The organism is Thermosynechococcus sp. B1 (genome assembly GCF_030322985.1).
Taxonomy (GTDB): Bacteria; Cyanobacteriota; Cyanobacteriia; order Thermosynechococcales; family Thermosynechococcaceae; genus Thermosynechococcus.
Map to the genome: position 1 here is coordinate 1,458,767 of NZ_CP096573.1, position 24,637 is coordinate 1,483,403.

Below are 24,637 nucleotides of genomic sequence, written 5' to 3' on the forward strand. Positions count from 1 at the left end.
TTTGGGTCACTAGCTGCCGCCCATGATTGCTTGGGCAAGGCCAAGGTAAAGCGGAATTCCTAGGCCGATGGCAATGGGAGTCCCGATCGCGGTGGAAGCACCAATATAGGCGGAAGGGTTAGCGGAGGGAATCCCTGCCCGTAATGTTGGCGGCCCAGAAATATCGGAACTAGAGCAGGCAATCACGGCTAGAATCACCACACCCCCAAGGCTAAAGCCAGTGACATAGTGGGCAATCATTCCCAAACCAAAGGCAATCAGGCCATGCACCAGCGGTGCTACGACGGCATAGACCACATACCACTGAGCGACTTTGCGCAACTCACCCAAGCGTGACCAAGCCTCCATCCCCATAACGAGCATCAACACCGAGAGTAAACCGCGAAACAGAGGGTTGTAAAAACTCTCATAGACACTGTCGGGACGGGTAAAGATGCCCAAAGCAACACCCAGCAGCAGTGCCGAAAGGGCTGCCCCTTGCAGACTTTCTTTGACAATCGGCCAGATTCTGACTCGTTTGCTTTGTTGACTGCGGTACTCACTGGCACTGCTGGGGTACTCACTCGTGCTCCCGGCATAACCTGTGGCGCTCCCTGCACCCGCATAGGCACCAACGGCGCTGAGGGAAGCCGGCGCCTTTTTCTCCTGTTTTTTCTTGAGGTAAATGCTGGCAACGACAATGGCTGTCACCAGAGCCGGAATATCCATGAACGGATACAGTGCGGCTGCCCAAGGTTCATAGCTAATTTTCTGCGCCTCCAGAGCCGTTAGCGCTGCTGCCATGGTCGAACCACTCACAGCCCCAAATAAACCTGCGGTAGCGATCGCGTCAACGGTTTTGACCTTCGGCAGCTTTGCTAAGGTATAACGGCCAATAAATACAATGAGAATCCCCATCGCCACAGCAAAGAGTGCTGGCAAGAGCATCTCCTGTAGGTTGGAACTGCGAATCGCAATCCCACCGCTGAGGCCGACTTTCATTAGCAACATAAAAATAATGAACTTATAGATGGCATCGGGAATCTGAAGTTGACTGCCCAGCGCTGCAATGACCATGCCCCCCAGCAAGAAGCCAAGGGTAGGCGACTGTAATTGCTTGACAAAATCTTGCAAAAACTGACCGGGAAAATCCACAGTACTATTTCTTCTTAATTATCAGGGGCTATCCATGGGGCTGTAGATGTTGAAGTTGATAGAAGACTATTTGGGCGATTGCCACCCCTGCATCCGTCGGTCAACGGCGCAAATATAGTCTTTTATCTATTCAATCTTTTTGATTTGCTTGCCTTACTCTATAGCAAATTCTTCAGCAAAACACACATTTAATAAACATTACTTTCAAATAGATTAAATAAGCCCAGCTTATAGAGTGACCTTGGGGCGATCGCGACGCTGTCAATGGCTTCTTGGCGCGTACATGATAATCAGCGTTCCGAGGAGGGCAACCCCAGCACCGAGCAAATCAAACTTATCGGGGCGCACCTTATCAATTCCCCAACCCCAAAACAGAGCCACCAGCAGGAAAATGCCACTATAGGCAGCCTGAACACGACCGAAATGCGCAGGTTGCAGCGTCGGTACCATGCCATACATAAAAAGGACGATCGCCCCTGCTAAGGCATACCAAATGCTTTTATGCTCCCGTAGCCACAGCCAGACAAGATAGGCTCCCCCCAGCTCTAGGAGGCCTGTGATCAGAAAGTAAAGTAGGGATTTTGCAACTTTCATCATCGCCGCAGTGCTTGCTATACACTGGAAACTACATTGGGCTGACGCCAGCATATGACAATTCAGTTGACGATTCGCCGCCAAGCACCCAACAAGAGCGCCTATTGGCAAGCCTTTGAACTAGAGATTGATCCTTCCCTCACCATTCTTGATGCCCTCATTCAAATCAAGGGATACCAAGACGGTAGTCTTAGCTTTCGCAAGAACTGTCGAAACACCATCTGCGGCAGTTGCGCGATGACGATTAATGGTCGTTCTGCCCTTGCCTGTCAGCAAAGTATTCATGCCGAGTTAGCCAATAGTCCTGTTCCCAACCAAATTGCGATCGCCCCCTTGGGGAATTTGCCTGTCCTCAAAGACCTTGTCGTAGACATGAGCGATTTTTGGCAAAAACTTTCAGCCGTCAATCCTTATGTGGGTACAGCGGCACGACAAGTGCCTGAGCGGGAGTTTCTCCAATCCCCCAGCGATCGCGCCAAACTCAATGCTGCGGGTAACTGTATTCTCTGTGGTGCCTGCTACGGTGCCTGCAATGCCGTGGAAGTGAATCCCGACTTTGTTGGCCCCCATGCCCTTGCCAAAGCAGCTCGCCTTGTGGCCGATACCCGCGATCGCGAAACTGACCAACGCCTAGACCAATACAACACTTCTACCAGTGGCGTGTGGGGCTGTACCCGTTGTTTTAATTGCAATATAGTGTGTCCCGTGGGCGTGCAACCCCTCGATCGCATTAGTGAGATCAAGCAGGCGATCCTAGCACGCTCAACAACAGCAACCCGCAATCAAGACCGTCCTGTGCGCCATCGGCAAGTGCTCTTGGAACTAGTGAAAGACGGTGGCTGGGTGGATGAGCGGCAATTTGGCCTACGGGTGGTGGGCAATCGCTTTCGAGATGTCGGTGGAGTTGTCAGCCTTGCCCCCTTAGGCTGGCGGTTATTGCGGCGCGGCAAGTTTCCACTGCGATTTGAAAAGTCTGCCGCTCAAGCCCAAATTAAGGCAGTGATCACCGCCCTACAGCAGCAACAGCTCTCTTCTAAAATGTGATTACAAAGTGAAGGCTCTATGCCAAGCTAAAGAAGTTGTTTTGCATACCTAACACCATGAGTGAACCGACGCCCGATGATTTGACCCCGCAATTTGGTTGGTCGCGCTATGCGGAGCTGATCAATGGCCGCTTTGCCATGATTGGCTTTATTGCCCTGCTGGTGCTCGAGTGGGTGACTGGCCAAGATTTCTTTACGTGGGTGGGCTGGCGATAGGTTGTGGCGGCAACACTGCGCTTAGAGGGAGTCACGCGGCGATTTGCTCTAGGAGTGGGAATTGGTCCACTCTCTCTAACTGTGCCCGCAGGGGCGCTTTGGGTGATTGTCGGGCCTTCGGGTTGTGGCAAATCTACCCTATTGCGGCTTATTGCTGGCTTGGAGCAACCCACCAGTGGCGAGATTTATATTGGGGAGACCTGTGTCAATGGCCGCAGTGGGCGCGATCGCGATGTGGCAATGGTCTTTCAGAACTATGCCCTCTATCCCCACATGACCGTGGCCGAAAACCTTGGCTTTGGTCTGAAAATGCGCGGTGTTGATCCGGCCACACGGCAGCAACGGGTGCTCCAAGTGGCTAAGCTCCTCGGGATTGAGTCCCTGCTGCAGCGCAAACCGCGTCAACTCTCCGGTGGTCAGCAACAGCGGGTGGCCTTGGGAAGGGCCTTGGCGCGATCGCCCCAAGTGTTTCTCCTCGATGAACCCCTTTCCAACCTTGATGCCCAATTGCGCGAACAAACCCGTGCTGAACTAAAACAATTGCATCAACAACTGGGCATTACCACCCTCTATGTCACCCACGATCAAGCGGAGGCGATGACCCTTGGCGATCGCATTGTGGTGCTGGATCGCGGTCAAATCCAGCAAATTGGCACCCCTGCTGATCTCTACGACAAACCCGCCAATACCATGGTGGCGCGATTTTTGGGCACCCCACCGATGAATTTACTGCCCGCTCGCTGGGATGGCAGCCGCCTGTGGATAGCGCAGCAGCCCTTACCCTGTCCGGACACCCCCCATTGGCCGCTAAAAAGTGAACAACCCCTCACCGTGGGCATTCGCCCAGAGCATTTGTCTATCAGTGAGAAGGGCTTGGGGGCGATCGCCACCCTCGTTGAACCCCTAGGCCGCGAAGCCATTGTCCGCTGTCGCCTCATGGATAGTTCCCAAGAACTGCTGTGGTTAGCCCCTAATCACCAAATCCCTCAAATGGGTGACCCTCTCCAGTTGCAGGCTTGCCATCTTTATCTGTTTGACCCTACGAGCGGGGTGGCTTTCAATTTTGAGCCTAGCTGAAAATTCATCGGAACCCTTACCCAAGATTGGAGGGTTCGCTTAGAATACAACTAGGATTCTGTAAAATTTCGTAACTTCTGCGGCCAGCCCGTCCATGACTTCGGTAACCTCTCTTTTTTCACCTGTCGAAGCGGATCTCTGTGTACTAACGGAGAACCTGAAGGCACTGATTGGAGCACAACACGCCGTACTCTCTGCTGCCGCCGAACATCTTTTTGCTGCCAGTGGTAAGCGCATCCGACCCGCCATTGTCTTTTTGGTGTCGCGAGCCACGCTGCCCGATCAGGGGATTACTCCCCGGCACTGCCGCTTGGCAGAAATTACGGAAATGATTCATACCGCCAGTCTCTTTCACGATGATGTGGTGGATCAAGCGCAACTACGGCGCGGTGTGCCCACCGTCAACAGTGTCTTTGGCAATCGGGTGGCCATTCAAGCGGGAGACTTTCTCTTTGCCCAAGCCTCTTGGTACTTAGCGGATTTGGATAACCTGCAAGTGGTGAAACTCCTCTCCCAAGTGATCAAAGACTTTGCTGAAGGGGAAATTCGCCAAGGCTTTAACCGCTTTGACACCAGCATTACCCTAGACGACTATCTACTGAAAACCTACTACAAGACAGCTTCCCTCATTGCCAACAGTGCCAAGGCGGCAGCGGTTCTCAGTGAAGCGCCCCCAGAAACCATCGAAGCCATGTACACCTACGGCAAAAATTTGGGCCTAGCCTTTCAAATCGTGGATGACATCCTTGACTTCACTCGCTCCACCGCAGAACTAGGGAAACCTGCTGGCTCAGATCTGCGGGATGGCAACCTAACGGCACCCGTCCTTTTTGCCCTACCCAAAGCCCCCTATCTGCATACCCTCATCGAGCGCGAGTTCAGTGAAGAAGGCGATCTAGAAACCGCCCTCAACCTAGTGCGCCAAAGTGGTGCCATTGAAGACGCTCGCAATTTAGCCAAGGAATATGCCCAAGCGGCTCTACCGGCACTTGAAGTGCTACCCCCGTCGGAACCGCGTCAGGCCCTCAGCCAGTTAACAGATTATGTCCTTGAGCGGCTCTATTAAGCTGCCAGCAGAACGGTCTCCAATGCCCAGCGCATAAATCTCAGGAATTGGCCGAAAAATAGAAACAAGCCTTGCTTGGGGCAGTCCAATAGGTATAAGTGCGGGATCAGTAATCAATCCCCTACACTAGAGACAGGGATTGCGTCTACCCGACTAGCCTGCAGTTTGTTTTTATTTCGGGAGTGAATTTGTGGCACGAGGCGTTCAACAGCGTAAACTGGTGAGTTCTACTGTGGGTAGTCGGGGAAGGCAAAAAGTATCTCAAAAAAGCAGGGGTCAGCGATCGCGCCCTTCGCTATGGCGTACCCTAGGCTGGATTGCTGCCTTTAGTGGTGTGTCCTTGGTCTCTGCCTTTGCGGGCATGACATTTGTTTTGATGTCACCCTTTCAGGGCACGAACCATCGTGGCCAACGGGATCCCTCTTGGCTGGAAATGATGACACGGGGATTCCAATATGGCATGAGTCGGCCAGTGAACCTCTTGGTATTGGGGGTGGATGAGGTTCTAGGGGCTCCTCCCGGCTCCCCTGAACGGTTTCGTGGCCGCACCGACACGATGCTGCTGGCGCGGTTTAACCCTGAAAATGGCACGATTACGGTCTTGAGTATTCCCCGTGATACCCGTGTGGAAATTCCCGGACATGGCATCGACAAAATTAATGCCGCCAATGTTTATGGAGAGGTCGATCTAACGGTGCGGGTGGTCAGCGAAATCCTCAACTATACCCCCATTGATCGCTACATTCGCATTGATACGAGGGCATTTCGAGAATTGGTCGATCTAGTGGGCGGTGTCGAGGTCAACGTGCCCAAGCGAATGGTTTATACCGATCACACCCAAAAACTTTACATTGATCTTCAACCGGGGCTGCAAACCCTGAACGGGGAGCAAGCAGAGGGCTTTGTTCGCTTTCGTTACGATGAACTGGGGGATATTGGCCGTGCCCAGCGGCAGCAAATGCTGATCAAGGCGCTGCAAAAGAAACTGGCCAATCCCGTCATGCTGACTCAGTTGCCGAAAATCTACAGCGTCCTGCAAAAATATGTGGATACGGATTTAACCTTTGCCGAACTGATGGCGATCGCCCAATTTAGTCTGCGCATTGAGCCAGACAACCTGCGTTTGATTCTGCTGCCGGGACGCTTTAGTGGTGATGGCTATGCGGTCAGCTACTGGCTCCCTGACGATGACCGCATTGATCGGGTGGTTGCTGAGCACTTTAGCGATCGCCCCTCAAAACTAGTCAACTATACTTGGGGCGACAGTGGCACCCTGCGGATTGCCCTGCAAAATGCCTCCGGCAGTCGTGAGGCTGCTCAAGATATGGCGGATTTTCTCGCCCACCATGGCTATACCAATGTGATCATCAGTGAAGAGTGGTATCAGCAAACCCCTGAAACGGAAATTGTCGCCCAACAGGGAGACCTCAGCGCCGCCCAAATGATCCGCTCTGTCCTTGGCATGGGGCGTGTCTCTGCTAACTCCACTGGCGTCCTTTCCTCTGACATCACCATTCGCATTGGCCGTGACTGGGCGGCGGTGTTGCACTAGGTCAAGGTTGCTGGCAGTTTCTTGGTAACAGCCTCTGGTTCAAGGATGCGGTCAATGATGCCGTACTCCTTCGCCATCTGTGGGGTCATGTACAGCAGCCGATCCATATCACGGGTGATCCGCTCAGGGGGTTGACCGGTATTTTGCGCCAAAATTTCCACCATCATCGCCTTATTGGCCAGAACCTCCTTGGCACGAATTTGGATATCGGTGGCCTGCCCTTGGGCATAGCTCTTGGTTTGGTGCAGGACAATCGTGGCGTGGGGTAAGCTGGCGCGACACCCCTTGGTACCGGCCGAGAGCAACATGGCGGCCATCCCCATCGCTTGACCAATGCAGATCGTATGCACAGGGGGCTTAATGTAGCGCATGGTGTCGCAGATGGCAAAGGCTTCTGTTTCAAAGCCAATGGGTTCGCCATCGTAGCGGGAGGTTCCCGTCGAGTTAATGTAAATGCGGATGGGTTTTTCGGGATCGTCGTATTGCAGATAGAGCAGTTCCGCAATGATCAGCTCCGTAACCGCTGGCACCAAAGGCATGCCGAGATAGACGATCCGCTCCTTCAACAGCAGTGAAGGGAGATCGGGGGGTGGAGTGCGATAGTAGGCATCACCATAGTAGGCCGCTTGGGCAGCAGTAAGGGGCAACCGCATAGGACGCTCAGCAAATGACAGACTATCTGTACTCTAGCAAGGAATTGCCTTCCGGATCGGTGGGAAGCACCGCCTATAATCAAAGCAGAAATCCAATTCTTGGGTCATGAATCAACTCCCCAGTTCGCGGCTCACCTCCTCAGTGGTGGCGATCGCCATTGTCTTGCTGGTTGTCCTTTTGAATGCCGTGGTGATTATTAATCCTGGCCAAGCAGGGGTGCTGAGTATTTTGGGTAAAGCTCAGGATACTCCCCTCCTCGAGGGCATTCACTGGAAACCGCCGTTTATTGCCAGTGTGGATGTCTATGACGTAACTGTACAGAAGTTTGAAGTGCCAGCGGAAAGTGCCACCAAAGATTTGCAGGACATTACCGCCAGTTTTGCCATCAACTTTCGCCTAGACCCCATGGCCATCGTGGATGTGCGCCGCACCCAAGGGACCCTGGAAAATATCGTGGCCAAAATCATTGCTCCCCAGACCCAAGAGGCCTTCAAAATTGCTGCTGCCCGTCGCACGGCGGAGGAGGCCATTACCAAGCGGGATGAACTTAAGGAGGATTTTGATCATGCCCTTGGCGATCGCCTAGCCAAGTACCACATTCTCGTACTGGATACCAGTGTCGTTAACCTTGACTTTTCCGAGGAATTTTCCAAGGCCGTCGAGGATAAGCAAATTGCTGAGCAGCGGGCACAACGGGCGGTCTATATTGCCCAAGAGGCAGCTCAACAGGCGCAAGCGGAAATTAACCGTGCCCAAGGGAAAGCGGAAGCCCAACGCCTCCTTGCCGAAACCCTCAAAGCTCCGGGGGGCCAGTTAGTGCTGCAAAAGGAAGCGATCGAAGCATGGCGCGAAGGCGGTGCCCAAGTGCCCCAAGTGATTGTGATCAACGGCCAAGAAGGGCTACCCCCCTTTTTCCTCAATTGGACAGGAACAGCAGCAAAATAGCTGAGGAACGGTTCGATGAACTACAGGCTCAGCAGAGACTCAACAGATGAAGGGAGCGATCGCCCAAATCCCCCTAGAATTGAGAATAGCGATTTGTTCTTTTATTCTTTGATTTCTCGCGATACTGACCCATGATCTCCACCCCGCTTGCTGCCAATCAACAAATTTTACCCCTGACTGCGCAAACCAATGCCCGCGGCCATCTCACCATTGGTGGGTGTGATGTGGTGGAGTTAGTGGCTCAGTTTGGCTCTCCCCTCTACATCCTTGATGAATTCACCTTTCGCACCGCCTGCCGTCAATACCAAGACACCCTCCAGCAGACCTACGGTGGTGAATTTTTGGTGCTCTACGCTTCAAAGGCTTGGAACTGCTTGGCCACCTGCGCCCTTGCCCACAGTGAAGGCTTGGGGATTGATGTGGCCTCCGGGGGTGAACTCTACACTGCCTTGAGTGCCGGCGTCCCCGCCAGCCACATTTACTTCCACGGTAATAACAAGTCCCCCCAAGAACTCCTCTATGCCCTTGAGGTCAATTGCACGATTGTTGCCGATAACTGGCTAGAACTAGAGCGCCTTGCTGCCTACGTTGAGGAGCATGATCTCTCGACCCCACCGCGCGTCATGTTGCGGTTGACACCGGGGATTGAATGCCACACCCACGAATATATCCGCACTGGACATCTAGACAGCAAATTTGGCTTTGACCCGCAACAGTTTCCAGAGTTGCTTCAGTTTGCTAAGGCGCATCCCGAACTAGACTGGGTCGGACTCCACGCCCACATTGGCTCACAGATTTTTGAGGAACAACCCCATTTAGACCTCTGTGATGTCCTTGTGGATTGGCTGGCTCAAGCCCGTGAAGCGATGCTACCCATGCGCGAACTGAATGTGGGGGGTGGTCTTGGCATTCGCTATGTAGACTCCGATAATCCACCGGCGATCGCCCACTGGACAAAGGCCATTAGTCATCAACTGAGCCAAGCCTGTCAGCAACACCATCTTCCCTTACCCAAACTCATCTGTGAGCCGGGTCGCTCCATCGTTGGACCTGCGGCAGTGACGGCCTACACCGTGGGCAGCCGTAAGGTGATTCCTGAAGTGCGCACCTACATTGCGGTGGACGGGGGCATGTCCGATAATCCCCGACCCATTACCTATCAGGCGCAATATACAGCCCTGTGTGCCAATCGCATGACCACTGCCGCCACAGAAACCGTACGTGTTGCCGGTAAGCACTGCGAATCGGGCGATATTCTGCTGCCCCAAGTCACCCTACCCCCCCTGCAAGTCAATGATATTTTAGTGGTGGCCAGTACGGGTGCCTACAACTACAGCATGGCCTCCAACTACAATCGCGTGCCCCGGCCGGCGGCGGTAGTTGTCTGTGAGGGGGAAGCCAACCTGATCCTGCAACGGGAAACCTACGCTGATTTGGTGGCCCATGATGTCTTGCCCCTGCGATTGAGCACCCCCGCCCCCTAGGAGGTGACGAGCACAATGGGATGATAAGCCTCCTAGGTAACTTGTCGTGGCTGCTGCTGTCCTCGGAGACACTGGCCAAGGTGCGAACAGTCGTGGATGTGGTTTTGGTCTTGACCCTAACCTACGCTATTTTGCGGGTTGTGGCCGAGCGGCGAACCCTCTGGATGATACGGGGCTTTATCTTCCTCCTTTTGGCAACCTCCCTCAGTCGTGCCATTGAGCTACAGTTTTTGAGCTTTGTGCTGCACAACTTAGTGATTGGCTCTGCGGTGGCCTTAGCCGTTATTCTGCAATCGGAAATTCGCATTTTTCTGGAACAGTTGGGACGAGGACAGTTTTTCGGCTTTGTGCAGCCCGTGGCCGAGTCGAGTCTCACCAATGATGCCGTTGATTTGATTGTGACGGCCGTGAAGGGATTATCTCAGGATCGTACGGGGGCACTCATTCTCTTGGAAACCCATACAAAGCTCAGCCCCCAAGATTTTACCCATGCAGGGATCGCTCTCAATGCCCGCCTTTCGCCAGAACTCATTACCTCAATTTTTCAAGTGAGTTCCCCCCTGCACGATGGGGCAATTTGGGTGCGGGGTGCTGAAGTGATTGCGGCAAAGTTGATCCTGCCCCTCTCGGATCGCACGGGGCCTTGGCAGTTGGGCACTCGCCATCGCGCCGCCCTAGGGATTACCGAACGCATTAGCCACTGTGTCTGTGTAGTGGTCTCTGAGGAAACGGGGTCAATTTCCCTTGCCTTTAAGGGGGAGCTTCAACGTCCCCTCACAAGCAGTAAACTAGGGGAATTGTTGCGGCAATATGTGCAGGATCAAGAAACGGGAACTTCACAACCCCGTCAACGTCGGCACAGCTTAAAATTTTGGAAAACGGTATGGCCACTGCGCTAATTTCCGCCAGTAGGATGTGTCTATGACGCTACAGCCCCAGTCACTCATTGAGTTACCCGCTGATTTGGATCGCGATCGCCTACCTCGCCATGTGGCGGTGATTATGGATGGCAATGGCCGCTGGGCAAAGCAGCGCAATTTACCGCGCATTATGGGACACCAACGCGGGGTGGACACCCTCAAGGATCTGCTGCGCTGTTGCAAAGATTGGGGCATTGAAGCCCTGACCGCCTACGCCTTCTCCACAGAAAACTGGGGGCGCCCCCTGCCGGAGGTGGATTTTCTGATGACCCTCTTTGAGCGAGTGTTGCGGCGGGAGCTGGCGGAAATGGTTGCCGAGGGCGTGCAAATTCACTTTGTGGGTGACTTGGCGTGTTTGCCGAACTCCCTACAAGCGGAAATTGAGCGAGCGATGACCGCTACGGCCAATAACCAAAAAATTAAATTTGTGGTGGCAACCAACTATGGTGGGCGACGGGAAATTATCCACGCTTGCCGTTCGATTGCAGCCCAAGTGAAAGCGGGACGCCTTGACCCCGCCGATATTGATGAAGTACTCTTTGAACGCCATTTGTACACGGGCGGCCTACCGGATCCCGATTTGTTGATTCGCACCAGTGGCGAGATGCGCGTCAGTAACTTTTTGCTGTGGCAGGTGGCCTATTCAGAAATTTACGTCACCAAGACCCTCTGGCCGGATTTTGACCGCGCTGCTTTCCATGAGGCGCTCCGGGATTACCAACAGCGACAGCGGCGATTTGGCCGTGTCTAAAGGGGACGATTTCAGTGGAGAATAGGAAAGCCCGCCGGGTACGTATTGGAGCGATACTGTGACCCCCCAATTGCGCATTTATGTCCCCCCTCATCCCCTCATTCAACACTGGCTAACGGTGGCTCGCGATCGCAACACGCCCACTCCCTTATTTCGGGTGGCAATGACAGAACTGGGGCGGTGGCTGGCCTATGAGGCGGCGCGGGAATGGTTGCCAACGGTGGAAACAGTGGTTGAAACGCCCCTTGCCCCCTGTGCAGCGCTGGTGGTGAATCCGCAAGTACCCGTCGTGGTGGTACCCATTCTGCGGGCGGGTTTAGCCTTGCTCGACGGTGCCCAAGGGGTCTTACCCACAGCAAAGACGTACCACTTAGGGATTGTGCGGGATGAGGCCACCCTTGAACCCAGTTGCTATCTCAATAAGTTGCCCCCGCAGTTTGACCCGCAAACCCGTGTCCTTATTAGTGAGCCGATGCTGGCAACGGGAGGTTCAATTATGACAGCAATGCAGGAATTGGTGCAGCGGGGGATTGACCCAGCCTTGGTGCGAATCATTTCCGTGGTCACTGCGCCGCCAGCTTTGCAGAAACTCGGTGCCCATTTTCCCGCAGTGCAAGTCTATGCGGCCACGATTGATGAGACAGTGAATGAGCAGGGCTTTATTGTGCCCGGCTTGGGGGATGCGGGCGATCGCGCCTTTGGTACCGGGGAGGAAGTGTAACCGATGATGACAGTGGTGACTGTGCCAGCAACAACGGCTAATTTGGGTCCGGGGTTTGATTGTCTGGGAGCGGCTCTCACCCTCACCAATACGTTTACCTTTTCCTTGAGCGATCGCCCCCATGTCAATGTGCGGGGCACTGAAGCAGCTGGTGTCAGCAGTAGCTCCGACAATTTGGCCTATCGTGCCTACCACCGTCTCTATCAATATCTAGGGCGTGAAGCCCCACCTGTGTATTTAGAGATTGATCTGGGGGTTCCCCTCGCACGGGGCCTCGGCAGTTCAGCAACCGCAATTATTGGCGGCTTAGTAGGGGCCAATCGGCTGGCGGGCTTTCCCCTCAGTCATACCGAGGTTCTGGAATTGGCCATTGAAATGGAAGGCCACCCCGATAATGTGGTGCCGGCCTTGCTAGGGGGCTGTCGTCTTGCTGTCCAAGGGAGTGCAGGGGGATGGCATTGGCTAGAGATTCCTTGGGATCAAGATGTGGTGCCGATTGTGGCGATTCCAGACTTTGAGCTAGCCACGGAAACAGCGCGGCAAGTGCTGCCCCCCCACTGTACCTACGGTGATGCAGTTTTTAATATCAGTCACCTTGGTGCTCTGCTGCGGGGTTTGGAAACGGGTCAACGGGAGTGGCTGCAACTGGCCTTGGGCGATCGCCTGCATCAACCCTACCGCCAAAGTCTGATCAAAGGCTATACCGACCTCCACAGGGCGGCTCTTGAGGCGGGTGCCCACGGTTTGGTCATTAGTGGCGCAGGCCCCACGCTTTTAGCCCTTGGGGATCCCGTTACCGCTTCCGCCATTGCCACTGCCCTCAAGGAGACTTGGGCAAAGTTTGATGTGCAGGCACGGGTGGAGGTGCTGGCCATTCAACGCCAAGGGACAACGGTGCGCGATCGCTAGGCAATCTTAGGCAATTGTATAGCATGCTTCCCTGTCAATAGGAGGTGATTAAATGAGTCAAGAACAGGATGCCCTGACAACGGAAGTGCTGCAACGCCTACGCCGCAAGGAGGGCACTTGGCAGGATTGGGGGGCCGGATGCCAGCAACTGCAAAAACAGGGGCTATCTCCCCAAGCGATTTTTGAGGCCACGGGCATTGAACCCATCCACCAAAATCAACTGATCATTGCCCTGCAAGTGAGTCAGAGCCTACGGGAAGCCCCTGAATCTGTGCGTGCCTATTTTCAAACGCGGGGCAGCGATCTGCTCTATGAACTGCGGGTCTTATCAGCGGGCGATCGCCTTGCAGCAGCCACCCTCATTGTTGAGAAACAACTGGATGTCACTGCGGTTCATGAGGTCTGCCGTGCCCTCAAGGCCGTGAGCTATCAAAAGGATGACAGTGCAGGTTTTGGTGAGAGTGTGGGCGATCGCATTGGTCGCTACTATTGGCAACTGGCGCGGCAGCAACGCGATTTAGCCCAGCGATCGCGCCTTATTGCTCAGGGCTTTCGCTTTGTTGAATCCGCCACAGGTCGCCAAGCGCTTGAGAAACTGCTGACGGACTTGACCGTGGTTCCCGCTGCTAGCCAACCTCGACTCCCCCTTTACCGCTTGGATTCCGCTGAAGACCTGCCCTACCTCGTTCCCATGGCAGGAACAGCCCCCCTCGCTGCTGCAGCCTTTAATCAAGTACCGCAGTTAACTTCTACAGGTGCTTTTCAATTAGTCGCTGTTCCTCAACCCATGACCCTAGTGGCTCTCCCCAGTTGGCAGGTTCTCCTGAATGCTGTTGACCCAGTCGGGGTGCTTTGGCCAGTGGCAGACCTACCCACAGAATTACCGCCCACGCCTGAGGGACTCCCCATTGAACAAGTGCTCCTGATTGTGGATCGTGGTCTTCCAGAATGGGAGCGCGATCGCTATCTGTTGATTGCACCTAGGGCCAGCGATCCTGTCCAACTGGCTTGGTTTCCTGAACCCCCTACAGCGCCAATTCTTGGCCAACTCCTGCTCGTCTTACGCCCCCCCCAAGTGCTGGATGAGAGTATCAACAAGGAACTTTGGTTCTTTGAGGAATAGCTTAACTTTAGGCGAGATTCACCACAACGCCCAGAGCGCTACTACTTCCCAAACTGTAATCTGCCAAGGCTAGTCGCACCGGCTGCTGGGGTGCCTTCAGATTCACTACCACAAGGGTCTGATCCACCAGTCCCGACCAGAGTTTGGCATCAGCAAAGTTGGCCAAGGGGGGTGTATCCACAATCACCAGATCAAAATAGTTTTGCAGGTGAGCCATGAACTGTTTGAGCGTGTCTTGGCTGAGGAGCCGCATCGGCTGTTGCCGCAACTCACCAGCGGTTAAAATTGCCAGACCGCGCCGCGCCTGAGCAACGCTATACCAGTGCCGCCGATGAATTAACCAATCTGCCAAGCCCTGTTCATTCGTCAGGCCGAGATAGCGGTGAATCTGGGGTCGCCGTAAATCCCCATCAATCAGCAGAACCCGCTGACCCGTGCCTGCGGCAGCAAGGGCAAGATGCAGAGCAACGGTGGTGCGCCCATCAGTGGGTAGGGCTGAAATCACGGCTAACGAATGCCCCAAACCCACGGCCTGGAGGTTGGCAAACACATGGTGAAAGGCTTCCTGAAACTTCACCCATTCCCCGACAGAGGGTAGGACTTGAGTCACCTGCCACAGCCCTGAATTGCCCTTCACCACGCGCTCTAGGCGGAGGTTAGTTTGGGGGGTTGCCTTGGGAATTTTGCCAAGGAGGGGCAAGCCTAGGGCATCTTCCACTTGGGCTGGACTGACAAACGTATTGGCGGCTGCATCTGCAACATAAGTAGCCAGAACCCCCAACACAAGGCTGGCGATCGCCCCTAGCACCAACAGCAGTAAGCGCGGGAAGGTGGGTTGGACAGCGGGATTCTCTAAATCCGTCAACACCTGCCAAGCAAAGTTATTCTGTGCTAGTTGTAGTTGCACTGCCTGTCGGGCTTGATTGAGCATCTCGAGGGAGAGGTTGGCCGTCCGAATCCGATGTTCAAGGCGATCAATGGCGGGGAGTTGGCTACTCAGTTGTTGTAATTGTTGGGCAACTGTCCTTTGAGGGGCAGCCAATTCGGCGTCATAGCGCCGCTGGTTTTCGTATTCAATCCACGCCGTAATGTAGTTGGTAATCAGCGTTTGTGACACTGTTCCCTGAAAGCCCAGAGCCGTGGGGTTGTCCACTTGATATTGCTCACCAATCACTTGGCGGGCGATCGCCTGCAATTGCTCCACCAAAACTCGCCGCTGTTCCTCAAGAGCTTGGATAACGGGTGTCCCTTCCCGAAAAATGGCTAGATTCTTGGCAATTTCTTGATCCAGTTCTTGAATGCGTGCCAGCTGTTGCTGATAAGCAGGGGAGGTACTTAAATTCGCTGCTGCTAGGGCTTCGGCGGGTGTCATCTTGAGTTGTTCTTGAAACCCTTGAAAACGACCGTAGGCTTCCACGGCCTTCAGGCGAGCCGCTTGGCGCAGGCTATGGATTTGGCGATACTGTTCTGTTAAAAAGCGCAGTTGTTCTGAGGGTTGCAGGCTCGTGCCTTGGGGTTGGCTGGCTTGGAGTTGCTGCTGGAGTTGCTCTAATTCTGTAAGGTGCTGATTGATGTCTTTGTCCAGTTGCTCTAGGGTGCGATTGAGTTGTTCTTGGCGATCGCGCTGACTGTAGTCAACAAACGCCTCTGCCACGGCCTTTAATACTGCGGTCACGATTTCTGGCTGGCGATCGCGATAGGCCACTTCTAGCACTTTTGTTTGGGTCGGCAGTTGCTCTGTGGCGGAACTAACCACTGGTCGAATTTCCAGATGCTCAGCTAAGACCCGCGTGGTCAGATGGGGATACTGCTGTTGTAGTTTCTGGGCAATGGGTGCCAGTACTTTGTCACTTTCTAGAACGAGAATCTGTGCCCCCACATCCACTGGAGGGGGTGTGGTTGGCGGCGGGGAGGGGAGGGTACTGGCAATGCCATCACGGGGGGTCAGGGTTGGCGCAGGCTGTGGTTCCTTCACTGGTTCCATCAGGAGGCGAAAATAGGCCTCGTACATTTCGGGTTGCCAGAAAACATACCCCCCCATGACCAAGAATGAGAGTAAAACCGTTCCTGACAGTAGTCGCCACCGTCGCCGACAGCGATCGCTAAAAGCTTGCAGCCCACCCTTGTTAGAACTTTTTCTGGTGCTGAACCGTGATGGATTTCGCTGGCGATCGCCCGCAGGACGCACTTCGCGATCAACGACCCGTAAATTGGGTATCTTTTGTGGGAGCGACATCAGTAGTACGCCATTCCTAATCAAATATGTTAACTAAGTTGAGGAACACTCCTAAGGTTCCTAAGGCGCCGATCGGCCGCAGGGCATTCCCAATCGTATCCCCCACCTGCGTTAGCCCTGACCGTTCCACCACAATCACATCCCCCTGTTGCAACACAGGATTATTGTTGGCATTGGGTTGAGCCGCCAAGCTAAAGGGAATCCGTCGCCGACTGACTGTGCCATCGCGATTCAGCCGCACCAGCGTCACCCTAGACATATTGGCACGTTGCACATTGAATCCGCCAGCCGCCCCAATTCCCTGAGTGAGCGTGGCATTGGCTGGCACTTCGACCAAGCCCGGTCGCAATACTTCGCCCACAACCTGCACCCGAATCACCTGTGGCGAAAACGTTGCCGAGGCCACCCGTACGGCTTCAGCCGCATTCACTTCCTTCGCCTTGGGCACCACAATCACATCATCACTGCGCAGCGTGATATCTTGGTTCGCATCCCCCGACTGAATCATCTCCCAAAGATTAATTCTGGTTACGGCTGTTTGGCCATTCCCCAGTTGGCGGCGTATCTCAATGTTGCGAATATCGGCCTCTTGGGTAATTCCACCGCTTTGAGCAAGGACTTGGCTCAGGCGAGGCCATGTTAAGCCACCGGAAAGGCCGATACCGGGGGCAGAAGCTGATACAGAAGTAAAAGGAACAACATAGGAGCCTGGACGGCTCACCTCACCTGCCACCAAAATCTTCATGGGGCGCGGCGTCTGCAATGTAACCGTTACTGCTGGAAAGCGCATGACTTTACTATAGGCGTTCAGAATCACCTGCTCCGCTTGGGGGAGAGTTAAGCCGCCCACCATGACGCGCCCTGCCAAAGGTAGGGTGACTGAGCCATCGAGATTAACAGTGAATTGTCGCTGACCAGTAACACTGGCTGGCAGGTTGACCACTTCAATGAAAAGCACATCCCCTGCACCCAGGAGATAGTCCTGAAGGGGGTTAATGCTGGTAAAACTATAGGAGCTTGGACTGAGGGGCATGGGTTGAGCAGTGGCCGAGCGGGGTACCATCAGTGTTGCCCCAAGGGTGAATCCACTGGCGATCGCCAGCGTGATGACGGTGTTGTGTAGCCTTGGCAATGATTTGCACCCCATGGTTCATTCTCCTCACTCACTTGTTTGTTCTACCATACGCCATCTATTCGCCACCAAGGTCATGAAAAAAGGCTTTAGAATGAGTGCAAATGGCCTTGTTACCTCATTGTAATGCTGGATTCGCCACTCATTTGCCTAGAACAGATTTCTAAAGTGTATGGCCAAGGGGAAACGGAAGTTCACGCCCTTAGGGAGGTGAATCTCAACATTCAGCGGGGAGAATACTGTGCAATTATGGGGGCTTCGGGGTCAGGGAAGTCCACAATGATGAATATTATGGGCTGTTTGGATCGCCCGACCTCTGGTCGCTATTTTCTCGATGGCCAAGATGTGGCACACCTCAGTGATGATGAACTCGCCCATATTCGCAATGCCAAGATTGGTTTTGTCTTTCAACAGTTTTACTTGCTGGGGCAGCTAACGGCACTGGAAAATGTGATGCTACCCATGGTCTATGCCCAGGTTCCCCCCAAGGAACGGCGCGATCGCGCGATCGCTGCATTGGAACAGGTGGGGTTGGGTCACCGCCTTGAGAATCGCCCCAATCAACTCTCGGGAGGACAGCAACAACGGGTGGCGATCGCCCGCGCCATTGTCAATCAGCCCCTACTCCTGCTCGCCGATGAACCCACCGGTGCCCTCGATAGCCACACCACGGCAGAAATTCTTGCTATCTTTGGGCAACTCAATGCGGCGGGCATGACGGTAATTATGGTGACCCATGAACCCGATGTGGCGGCTGTCACGCACCGCATTATTCAGTTTCGTGACGGTCAAATTCTTTGCGATCGCCCCAACGTGCCTACCCCGCTGACAGCACCTGTTTTATCTTAAGAAGGGGAGCGACTGAGAAAAAAAGCAATGGCAAAAGCAGTTTGGAAAGGCGCAACCTTGGCCGAGAGCGATCGCTATGAGTTGGTCGAAGGCAATGTTTATTTTCCGCCAGAGGCACTCAATCCGGCCTATTTTCAGCCCAGCGATACCCACACCGTTTGTGGTTGGAAAGGCACAGCCAGCTACTACCACGTTGTTGTCAATGGTGAGGTGAATCGTGATGCTGCGTGGTACTACCCCGATCCCAAGCCGGCGGCAGCCAATATCAAAGGCTATGTGGCGTTTTGGCGCGGGGTGCAGGTGACGCACTAAGGGGAGCAATTCCCGCTCGGTTGAGAATTTCCGGAATCAAATCCTCACGGCGCACCGCCATTAAATGCACTCCCTGACAGAGTTCCCGTGCCTGTTGCACTTGCTCGGCAGCAATAGTTATCCCTTCATCGAGGGGATCAGCGGCAGCGGCAAGGCGATCGATAAGGTGCTGCGGAATCGAAGCCCCCGGCACAGCGCGATTGATAAACAGGGCATTTTTGGCCGACTTGAGGAGAAAAATTCCAGCAAGAATGGGTCGCCCACAGCCAGCGGCAATCTGATCCATAAACTTGGCTAGCCGCTCAAAATCGGTAATTAACTGCGTTTGGAAAAATTGAGCACCCGCTGCCAATTTGCGTTCAAACCGTTGTTGCAGTCCTGACCAACTGGCAGACTGAGGATCAACCGCAGCGCCAGCAAAAAATTGAGTGGCGCCATCGGGTAGGGGACGATCCTCGCTATCCACCCCTTGATTCAGTTGGCCAATAATGCGCAATAGACGTACAGACTCTAAATCAAAAACGGGCTTGGCTTGGGGATGATCGCCAGCTTTGACCGGGTCTCCTGTGAGTGCCAAAATGTTGTGCAAACCTAGAGCAGCAATGCCCATAAGATCGGCCTGTAGGGCAATGCGGTTGCGATCGCGACAGGCGATCTGGCAAATGGGTTCAAACCCCTGCTGTTGCAACAAATAGGCGGCTGCCCAAGAACTCATGCGCAACACAGCGCGACTGCCATCGGTGACATTAACCGCATGAACCCGCCCCTTGAGATGGGCTGCTTGGCGCAACATCGCTGTGGCATCCCTACCCTTTGGGGGGCAAACCTCTGCGGTGATGAGAAACTCACTCTGCTCACAGGCAGCTTGAAAACGCGAGACTGACAAGGAAATGGCTAGAGCGCGACTAGGCAATTATCATACAAGCTAGTGACGCCTGTTCCTAGGCCGCTAAATAAGCGGTCACCGTCTGCACCAAGGTCTCTGTCCAATAATCAGCAACACTTTGCTGCTCGGCTTCCACCATGACACGGATAACGGGTTCTGTCCCAGAGGCACGTACCAAGACTCGCCCGCGATCGCCCATATCCAGTTGCGCTTTGGCAATCATCTGCTGCAGAGGTTCACACTCCTGCCAGTGGAGCCGCCGCTGCCGATCCTCAACACGGACATTGCGGAGAATTTGCGGGTAGGCGGTAAAACTTTGGTCTCGCAGTTGTGCCAAGGATAGACGGGAATCCTGAACTAGGGTCGCTAAATGAACCGCTGTGAGCAAGCCATCCCCCCCCACACCATAGTGACGGCAGAGGATATGTCCCGACTGTTCTCCCCCTAGCATGGCACCGTGGCGCAGCATCTCTGCATGGACGTATTGATCGCCCACTGCTGCCCGCACCAGTTGTCCACCCCGCGCTTGCCAAGCTCGCTCAAAGCCGAGATTCGACATCACAGTGGCGACAATCAAATCCTTAGGGAGTTGTGCCTGCGACTGAAGCCGTTGTCCCCAGAAGTAGAGAATGTGATCGCCATCAACCACCCGCCCTTGACTATCTACCGCTAGCACGCGATCGGCATCGCCATCAAAGGCAAACCCCATAGCGGCACGGGTTTCACGGACAGCCTGTTGTAATGGTTCTAAATGGGTCGAACCGCAGTTGACATTAATGCGATCGCCATCGGCGCGATCGTGGAGAGCAATCACCTCAGCCCCTAGGGCATGGAACACCGTCGGTGCCACCGCTACTGCAGATCCCCAAGCCAAATCCAACACCACCCGCAGTCCCCGCAGCGGTTGACGATCCTCAAGGGGGGCTTGCACCGCATGGCGATAGCGCTGCAGCAGTTCCGGACGATGGCGCAAATGTCCCCACTGTTGGGTAGAGGGGAGGAATAGTCCAGCATTTAGGTGGGCTTCAATTTCTTTTTGCAGATCAGGGCTGAGCTTGCTGCCATCGCTGCCAAAAATTTTAATGCCGTTATCGGCGGGGGGATTGTGACTGGCGGAAATCATGGCGCCGCCCATCGCCTCTGTGGTGGCGGTCAAATAGGCAATACAGGGAGTCGGGCACAAGCCTACATTCCACACTTCAAAACCAGCGGCGGTTAAGCCGGCGGCCAAGGCTGTGGCCAACATATCACTGGAGTTGCGGGAATCTTGACCAATGATAAAAGGGCCTTGGGGTGCATCCGTCCTTTGTCGCAGCACTTCTCCCACCCAATATCCCAAGCTTAAGGCCAAGTTGGGGGTTAGCAACTCCCCCGCCCGCCCACGAATGCCATCGGTTCCGAACCGAATCGGCTGCTGCCCAATCATGGTTGATTCCTCACGCCACACCAATACTCACTATTTTCTAGTCGATCCCCTTGGCTATGCAGGAGACGATTCTTAACATTTATTCACTCTCTCTGGACTATAGCACCTCTATGAACCTTTGCTGCCACATCAACGTCCCCCCACAGGAGTATTCTGGATCAGCGGGAATTGAGGCAAAGCCAAATGTTACCACCCGACCTGCGCCAGCAATTGCAATCGTCCCAAGGGCGACTCCTACACTTTTTGGAGTCCTTTTCCTCAGCACGGGTACTGGTGGTGGGGGATCTCACCCTCGATGAATTCCTCACGGGTCAGGTGGAACGCCTCTCGCGGGAAGCCCCTGTTCTGATTTTGCGCCATGAGTTTACCCGCCAAGTGCCCGGCGGCGGTGCCAATGCCATCTACAATTTGGCCAAGTTGGGTGCTCAGGTGCAGGCGGTGGGTCTGGTGGGTGAGGATTCTCAAGGGCAAGCCCTGTGTGAGATTTTTCAAAGGGCAGGAATTGATACCCAAGGAATTTTTAGGGATCGCGATCGCCCCACCGTGACGAAAACCCGTATTTCTGGCCATGCTCGCCAGTCGGTGACGCAGCAAATTGTGCGCGTGGATCGCAAGTCCGATGATCTGCCTGCCCCAGCCCTTCAGGAGGCGCTAGCGGCCTTTATTCGTCAGCAGGTGGGGACTGCCGATGCCGTGGTTTGCTCCGACTATGGCGATGGTGTCTTTACGCCCCCTGTGATTGCGGCTGCCCTAGAGCATGAGCGCACGATTGTTGATACCCAACGGGATTTAGCTCGCTATCGCGGTGCTTTCCTATTTACGCCAAACCTGCCAGAAGCAGAGGCAGCGGTGGGCTACCCGATTCGCACAGAGGCGGAGGTACTGCGAGCTGGGGAAGACCTGCTGGAGTTGACGGCGGCTAAATATGTGCTGATTACGCGGGGGGATGCTGGTATGAGTCTCTTTAGTCGCGAGGCGGCGCCCTACCATTTACCCGCCTTTAACCGTACGGATGTCTTTGATGTCACTGGCGCAGGCGATACCGTTGTTGCTGCTTTAACCCTTGCCCTTGTGGCGGGTGCCAGTCTTTGGGAGGCGGCAGTTTTAGGCAATTTGGCTGCCAGTATTGTCGTACGTCAGTTTGGCACAGCCACCACATCCACCGCCGAGATGGCGGCAGCCCTTCACCATTTGCTGGAAGATTAATCCCGCGTCGCCTGCTGCAACCATTCCAGAATCCCTTGAGCCAAGGTATGGGCAAGCTCGGCTTGGGCTTGGGGGTTAACAATCCACTCAAACTCTTCAGGGTGAATCATAAAGCCCAGTTCCAGCAGCACCGCAGGGGCAATTGTCGGACGAGTCAGGGCAAGGTTATTCCAAAACACACCATACTGCTGCCGCCGCAGTCGCTGACTGAGATACCCCTCTAGGAAAACGGCAAGGTCATGGCTTTGGGGATGATACCAAAAGGTGCCAATTCCTTGGGTATTACGGGCATCGCCAGCATCGGGGAGAGCATTGTAGTGCAAGCTGAGGGCAAGGGTGGGTTGGGCTGATTCAATGGCGAGAAAGCGATCGGGCAAGTCCAGATCAATATCCTCTGTGCGCGTCAAAATGACTGTTGCCCCAAGGCGTTCTAGCTCGGGTGCCAGTTTTTGGGCCAGTGCCAATGTGACGACCTTCTCTGGGGTACCATCTGGGCCGCGTGCTCCCAAGTCCTCAGGCCCGCCATGGCCGGGATCAAGGAGAATTTTAATCCCCCGCAGGGGTTGTGTCCCCCGTTGGAGTTGGGGTGGATGACGCAGTTGCAGCACTAGTCGATTGCCCTCATAGGCCACGCGATAGCCCCACTGTTGGCGATGATGCAGCGTCAAGCGATACTCCACCCGGTCTTGATCAAGGGGGTACCAGTCCAGGCGCTGGATGACGGGATCGGCATTGAGGCGAATGATGTCGGTTTGGGGAATCGTGTTGTGGAGCGTCAGGGTGAACTGGCGATCGCCCTGCTGAATCGAAATCGGTACGGGCACATCCAAAGGAAAGCTGATTTCTGTCCAACCCGCAAGCTGACGGCTGGTAATACTGCGGATGGTGGCTGTTGTCGGCAGAGCACTGGAGAGGAACCGCACTTCATTGGCGCGGATCCAACCCCCATAGTCCAAATGCAGCCAATCCCCCGTTTGTCCGCGTACCCGTGCGCGTGTTCCCACTGGCAAGGGCGTCAGCCGGGAATAGTCAGTGCTAGGACCTGTGCGTGCCACCCCCCCAAGGGAGCGGGTGACTTCAACAACAGGTAATTGCGTTGGCTCAGCCACACGAATGCGGGCACCCAGTTGGCGTTGGTTTCCTAATTGCCATTGAATCGGGCCATAGTCGCCCACTTCGGTGAGCTGGAGGCAATTGCGATAGAGAGAAGGGCGAGCAGTAACCACATCCGCTTGATGAATCAGCGCAGCCAGATTAGAGGGCAGTTGCACTTGGGGCGGTAGGGGTTCTAGGGGCAGAATGCGCTGGCCCACTTGGACTTGCACGGCGCGATCGCTGGGGGCAGCAGCAGTAAAGCAAACAATTTCATTGGCTAGGCGCACTAAATCGGCTGTTGGCTCTAGGGGTTGTAGGGTGGTCGGTACTTGGGGCACCGTGCGGGTGATGGCAAAGTCAAGGCGCTGATCTCCAGCTTGGAGGGTGATGTGATTCAATCCGGGTTGCAGGGGAAGCTTGGGGGCAAAGTGTCCCGCTGGCGAGCGATCGCCAATCACTCGACCATTGAGCGTCACCACGACCTGTGGCGGTGCTGTGCCAATAAAGAAAATCTGAGGGGCACTGGTGGTGTGCTCTCGCGGCGGATAAACCACTTGTAGCGAACCCTGTGCTGTTGCTGGCTGGAGTGAACTCACCATGAGTGCACCAAAGAAACTCAAACTCAACCTATTTACCCCCAACCCTCATACATTTCTTAATCCTTTCTTCAGATTACAGCCCTTTTCTAAGATGCGGGGTGCCCATGATGCCGTTTTGCCTATTGTGGTTCTGTTTAATCCTTGTGAAAAGGAGTGTTATAAAAGTCAATCACTTCTCAGAAAAAAGAAAAAGTTTTCTCTTAGGCTACTTATGGAATTCGTTGATCCCCGCTAGATTAGCATATTTTTTAACATTGGGATCATTGCCATCTCTGGGAAATCCATCCATAATAAAAAATGTCCTCTCTCATAAATTGCCTTAATGTTGCGCAATACTATTTCTTTGGTCTTGTTATTTTGAAACGCAAGTTTGCGCAGCGCCTTTTATCACAAGTTCATGTCCATCAAAAAGAATTTAAGGATTATTTAACTATGGTTACCATGCAAACGATTCACTGTCCTCACTGTGGTAAATTAGCCCTTCGCCAACGCTATGGCTCCGTGAGTCACACCCAGTGTCCCCACTGTGATTACGTCCTAACGATGTGCGATCGCACAGGACGGGTGCTAGAGGCCTACACGCCTGAAATTACTCATGTGGGTCAGTATGGCGCCAACCTCACCTGCACCATAGAGCGAACACGGGCACTGTGCTAGCAAGAATTCATTAGAAGAATCTAAAGATTGATGAGGAAAATCCTGAGAGT

24 protein-coding genes are annotated in these 24,637 nt (G+C 54.3%); 16 read left to right on the forward strand and 8 right to left on the reverse strand.

The annotated features are described in order from the left end of the window. Nucleotides 1–9: 9 nt before the first annotated feature. Nucleotides 10–1,134, reverse strand: a complete 1,125-nt coding sequence (locus M0644_RS07385) for a sodium-dependent bicarbonate transport family permease (RefSeq protein WP_286625145.1) — start codon at nucleotides 1,132–1,134, stop codon at nucleotides 10–12. Between the two features lie 261 nt (nucleotides 1,135–1,395). After that, complete coding sequence (locus M0644_RS07390) at nucleotides 1,396–1,728, reverse strand: YnfA family protein (RefSeq protein ID WP_315863028.1); 333 nt, start codon at nucleotides 1,726–1,728, stop codon at nucleotides 1,396–1,398. Nucleotides 1,729–1,782: 54 nt separating this feature from the next. Between M0644_RS07390 and M0644_RS07395 the strand changes: the two genes are divergently transcribed. The 5 genes from M0644_RS07395 (at nucleotide 1,783) to M0644_RS07415 (ending at nucleotide 6,682) form a co-directional block, all read left to right on the forward strand. After that, nucleotides 1,783–2,772 (forward strand): succinate dehydrogenase/fumarate reductase iron-sulfur subunit, encoded by a 990-nt coding sequence (locus M0644_RS07395; RefSeq protein WP_286625149.1) that lies wholly within the window; start codon nucleotides 1,783–1,785, stop codon nucleotides 2,770–2,772. 56 nt (nucleotides 2,773–2,828) lie between these two features. Beyond that, a complete protein-coding gene (locus M0644_RS07400; RefSeq protein WP_149819543.1) occupies nucleotides 2,829–2,987 on the forward strand; it encodes a chlorophyll a/b-binding protein in 159 nt (52 codons plus the stop codon). A gap of 3 nt (nucleotides 2,988–2,990) precedes the next feature. Then, on the forward strand, nucleotides 2,991–4,064 hold the full coding sequence (locus M0644_RS07405; protein ID WP_286625150.1) for an ABC transporter ATP-binding protein: 1,074 nt from the start codon (nucleotides 2,991–2,993) through the stop codon (nucleotides 4,062–4,064). 94 nt (nucleotides 4,065–4,158) lie between these two features. Further along, nucleotides 4,159–5,130, forward strand: a complete 972-nt coding sequence (gene sds, locus M0644_RS07410; protein WP_011057594.1) for a solanesyl diphosphate synthase — start codon at nucleotides 4,159–4,161, stop codon at nucleotides 5,128–5,130. A 190-nt stretch (nucleotides 5,131–5,320) separates the two neighbouring features. Beyond that, the gene (locus M0644_RS07415) at nucleotides 5,321–6,682 is read left to right on the forward strand and encodes an LCP family protein (RefSeq protein WP_286625151.1); all 1,362 of its coding nucleotides are present in this window, start codon (nucleotides 5,321–5,323) and stop codon (nucleotides 6,680–6,682) included. On the opposite strand, the gene M0644_RS07420 is transcribed toward M0644_RS07415, so the two are convergent. After that, nucleotides 6,679–7,335 (reverse strand): ATP-dependent Clp protease proteolytic subunit, encoded by a 657-nt coding sequence (locus M0644_RS07420; RefSeq protein WP_149819549.1) that lies wholly within the window; start codon nucleotides 7,333–7,335, stop codon nucleotides 6,679–6,681. The two genes, M0644_RS07415 and M0644_RS07420, sit on opposite strands and share 4 nt — an antisense overlap. 106 nt (nucleotides 7,336–7,441) lie before the next feature. Between M0644_RS07420 and M0644_RS07425 the strand changes: the two genes are divergently transcribed. From M0644_RS07425 to M0644_RS07455, 7 genes are all read left to right on the forward strand, one after another. Then, nucleotides 7,442–8,281 (forward strand): prohibitin family protein, encoded by an 840-nt coding sequence (locus tag M0644_RS07425; protein WP_286625152.1) that lies wholly within the window; start codon nucleotides 7,442–7,444, stop codon nucleotides 8,279–8,281. A gap of 131 nt (nucleotides 8,282–8,412) precedes the next feature. Next, complete coding sequence (lysA, locus tag M0644_RS07430; RefSeq protein ID WP_286625155.1) at nucleotides 8,413–9,765, forward strand: diaminopimelate decarboxylase; 1,353 nt, start codon at nucleotides 8,413–8,415, stop codon at nucleotides 9,763–9,765. A gap of 20 nt (nucleotides 9,766–9,785) precedes the next feature. Beyond that, nucleotides 9,786–10,664 carry a diadenylate cyclase CdaA gene (gene cdaA, locus M0644_RS07435; protein ID WP_149819555.1) on the forward strand — a complete coding sequence of 293 codons (879 nt, stop codon included), beginning with the start codon at nucleotides 9,786–9,788 and terminating at the stop codon, nucleotides 10,662–10,664. 22 nt (nucleotides 10,665–10,686) lie between these two features. Next, complete coding sequence (uppS, locus tag M0644_RS07440) at nucleotides 10,687–11,436, forward strand: polyprenyl diphosphate synthase (protein WP_190278017.1); 750 nt, start codon at nucleotides 10,687–10,689, stop codon at nucleotides 11,434–11,436. A 58-nt stretch (nucleotides 11,437–11,494) separates the two neighbouring features. Next, complete coding sequence (upp, locus tag M0644_RS07445; RefSeq protein ID WP_149819559.1) at nucleotides 11,495–12,157, forward strand: uracil phosphoribosyltransferase; 663 nt, start codon at nucleotides 11,495–11,497, stop codon at nucleotides 12,155–12,157. A gap of 3 nt (nucleotides 12,158–12,160) precedes the next feature. After that, nucleotides 12,161–13,066 carry a homoserine kinase gene (thrB, locus tag M0644_RS07450; protein WP_286625156.1) on the forward strand — a complete coding sequence of 302 codons (906 nt, stop codon included), beginning with the start codon at nucleotides 12,161–12,163 and terminating at the stop codon, nucleotides 13,064–13,066. Between the two features lie 52 nt (nucleotides 13,067–13,118). Beyond that, entirely contained in the window at nucleotides 13,119–14,189 is a 1,071-nt protein-coding gene (locus tag M0644_RS07455; RefSeq protein ID WP_286625157.1) for a RuBisCO accumulation factor 1, read from the forward strand. Nucleotides 14,190–14,196: 7 nt separating this feature from the next. Here the strand turns inward: M0644_RS07455 and M0644_RS07460 are convergent, their stop codons facing one another. Then, complete coding sequence (locus tag M0644_RS07460; RefSeq protein ID WP_286625159.1) at nucleotides 14,197–16,425, reverse strand: polysaccharide biosynthesis tyrosine autokinase; 2,229 nt, start codon at nucleotides 16,423–16,425, stop codon at nucleotides 14,197–14,199. Nucleotides 16,426–16,441: 16 nt separating this feature from the next. Then, the gene (locus M0644_RS07465; RefSeq protein ID WP_149819566.1) at nucleotides 16,442–17,572 is read right to left on the reverse strand and encodes a polysaccharide biosynthesis/export family protein; all 1,131 of its coding nucleotides are present in this window, start codon (nucleotides 17,570–17,572) and stop codon (nucleotides 16,442–16,444) included. A 111-nt stretch (nucleotides 17,573–17,683) separates the two neighbouring features. Here M0644_RS07465 and M0644_RS07470 point away from each other — a divergent pair, with 111 nt between their 5' ends. Next, entirely contained in the window at nucleotides 17,684–18,406 is a 723-nt protein-coding gene (locus tag M0644_RS07470; RefSeq protein ID WP_286625161.1) for an ABC transporter ATP-binding protein, read from the forward strand. A gap of 27 nt (nucleotides 18,407–18,433) precedes the next feature. Continuing rightward, complete coding sequence (locus tag M0644_RS07475) at nucleotides 18,434–18,718, forward strand: DUF427 domain-containing protein (protein WP_286625162.1); 285 nt, start codon at nucleotides 18,434–18,436, stop codon at nucleotides 18,716–18,718. Here M0644_RS07475 and M0644_RS07480 read toward each other — a convergent pair. Both M0644_RS07480 and glmM read right to left on the reverse strand, forming a co-directional pair. After that, complete coding sequence (locus tag M0644_RS07480) at nucleotides 18,672–19,604, reverse strand: methylenetetrahydrofolate reductase (protein WP_286625163.1); 933 nt, start codon at nucleotides 19,602–19,604, stop codon at nucleotides 18,672–18,674. The two genes, M0644_RS07475 and M0644_RS07480, sit on opposite strands and share 47 nt — an antisense overlap. A 55-nt stretch (nucleotides 19,605–19,659) precedes the next feature. Continuing rightward, the gene (glmM, locus tag M0644_RS07485) at nucleotides 19,660–21,030 is read right to left on the reverse strand and encodes a phosphoglucosamine mutase (protein ID WP_286625164.1); all 1,371 of its coding nucleotides are present in this window, start codon (nucleotides 21,028–21,030) and stop codon (nucleotides 19,660–19,662) included. A gap of 183 nt (nucleotides 21,031–21,213) precedes the next feature. On the opposite strand from glmM, the gene rfaE1 reads away from it, so the two are divergent. Continuing rightward, nucleotides 21,214–22,236, forward strand: a complete 1,023-nt coding sequence (gene rfaE1, locus M0644_RS07490) for a D-glycero-beta-D-manno-heptose-7-phosphate kinase (RefSeq protein WP_286625165.1) — start codon at nucleotides 21,214–21,216, stop codon at nucleotides 22,234–22,236. Here rfaE1 and M0644_RS07495 read toward each other — a convergent pair. Further along, the gene (locus M0644_RS07495) at nucleotides 22,233–23,930 is read right to left on the reverse strand and encodes an N-acetylmuramoyl-L-alanine amidase (RefSeq protein ID WP_286625167.1); all 1,698 of its coding nucleotides are present in this window, start codon (nucleotides 23,928–23,930) and stop codon (nucleotides 22,233–22,235) included. The two genes, rfaE1 and M0644_RS07495, sit on opposite strands and share 4 nt — an antisense overlap. Before the next feature lie 432 nt (nucleotides 23,931–24,362). On the opposite strand from M0644_RS07495, the gene M0644_RS07500 reads away from it, so the two are divergent. Beyond that, nucleotides 24,363–24,587, forward strand: coding sequence for a replication restart DNA helicase PriA (locus M0644_RS07500; protein ID WP_149819579.1), 225 nt, complete (start codon nucleotides 24,363–24,365; stop codon nucleotides 24,585–24,587). The last annotated feature ends 50 nt before the right edge of the window (nucleotides 24,588–24,637 follow it).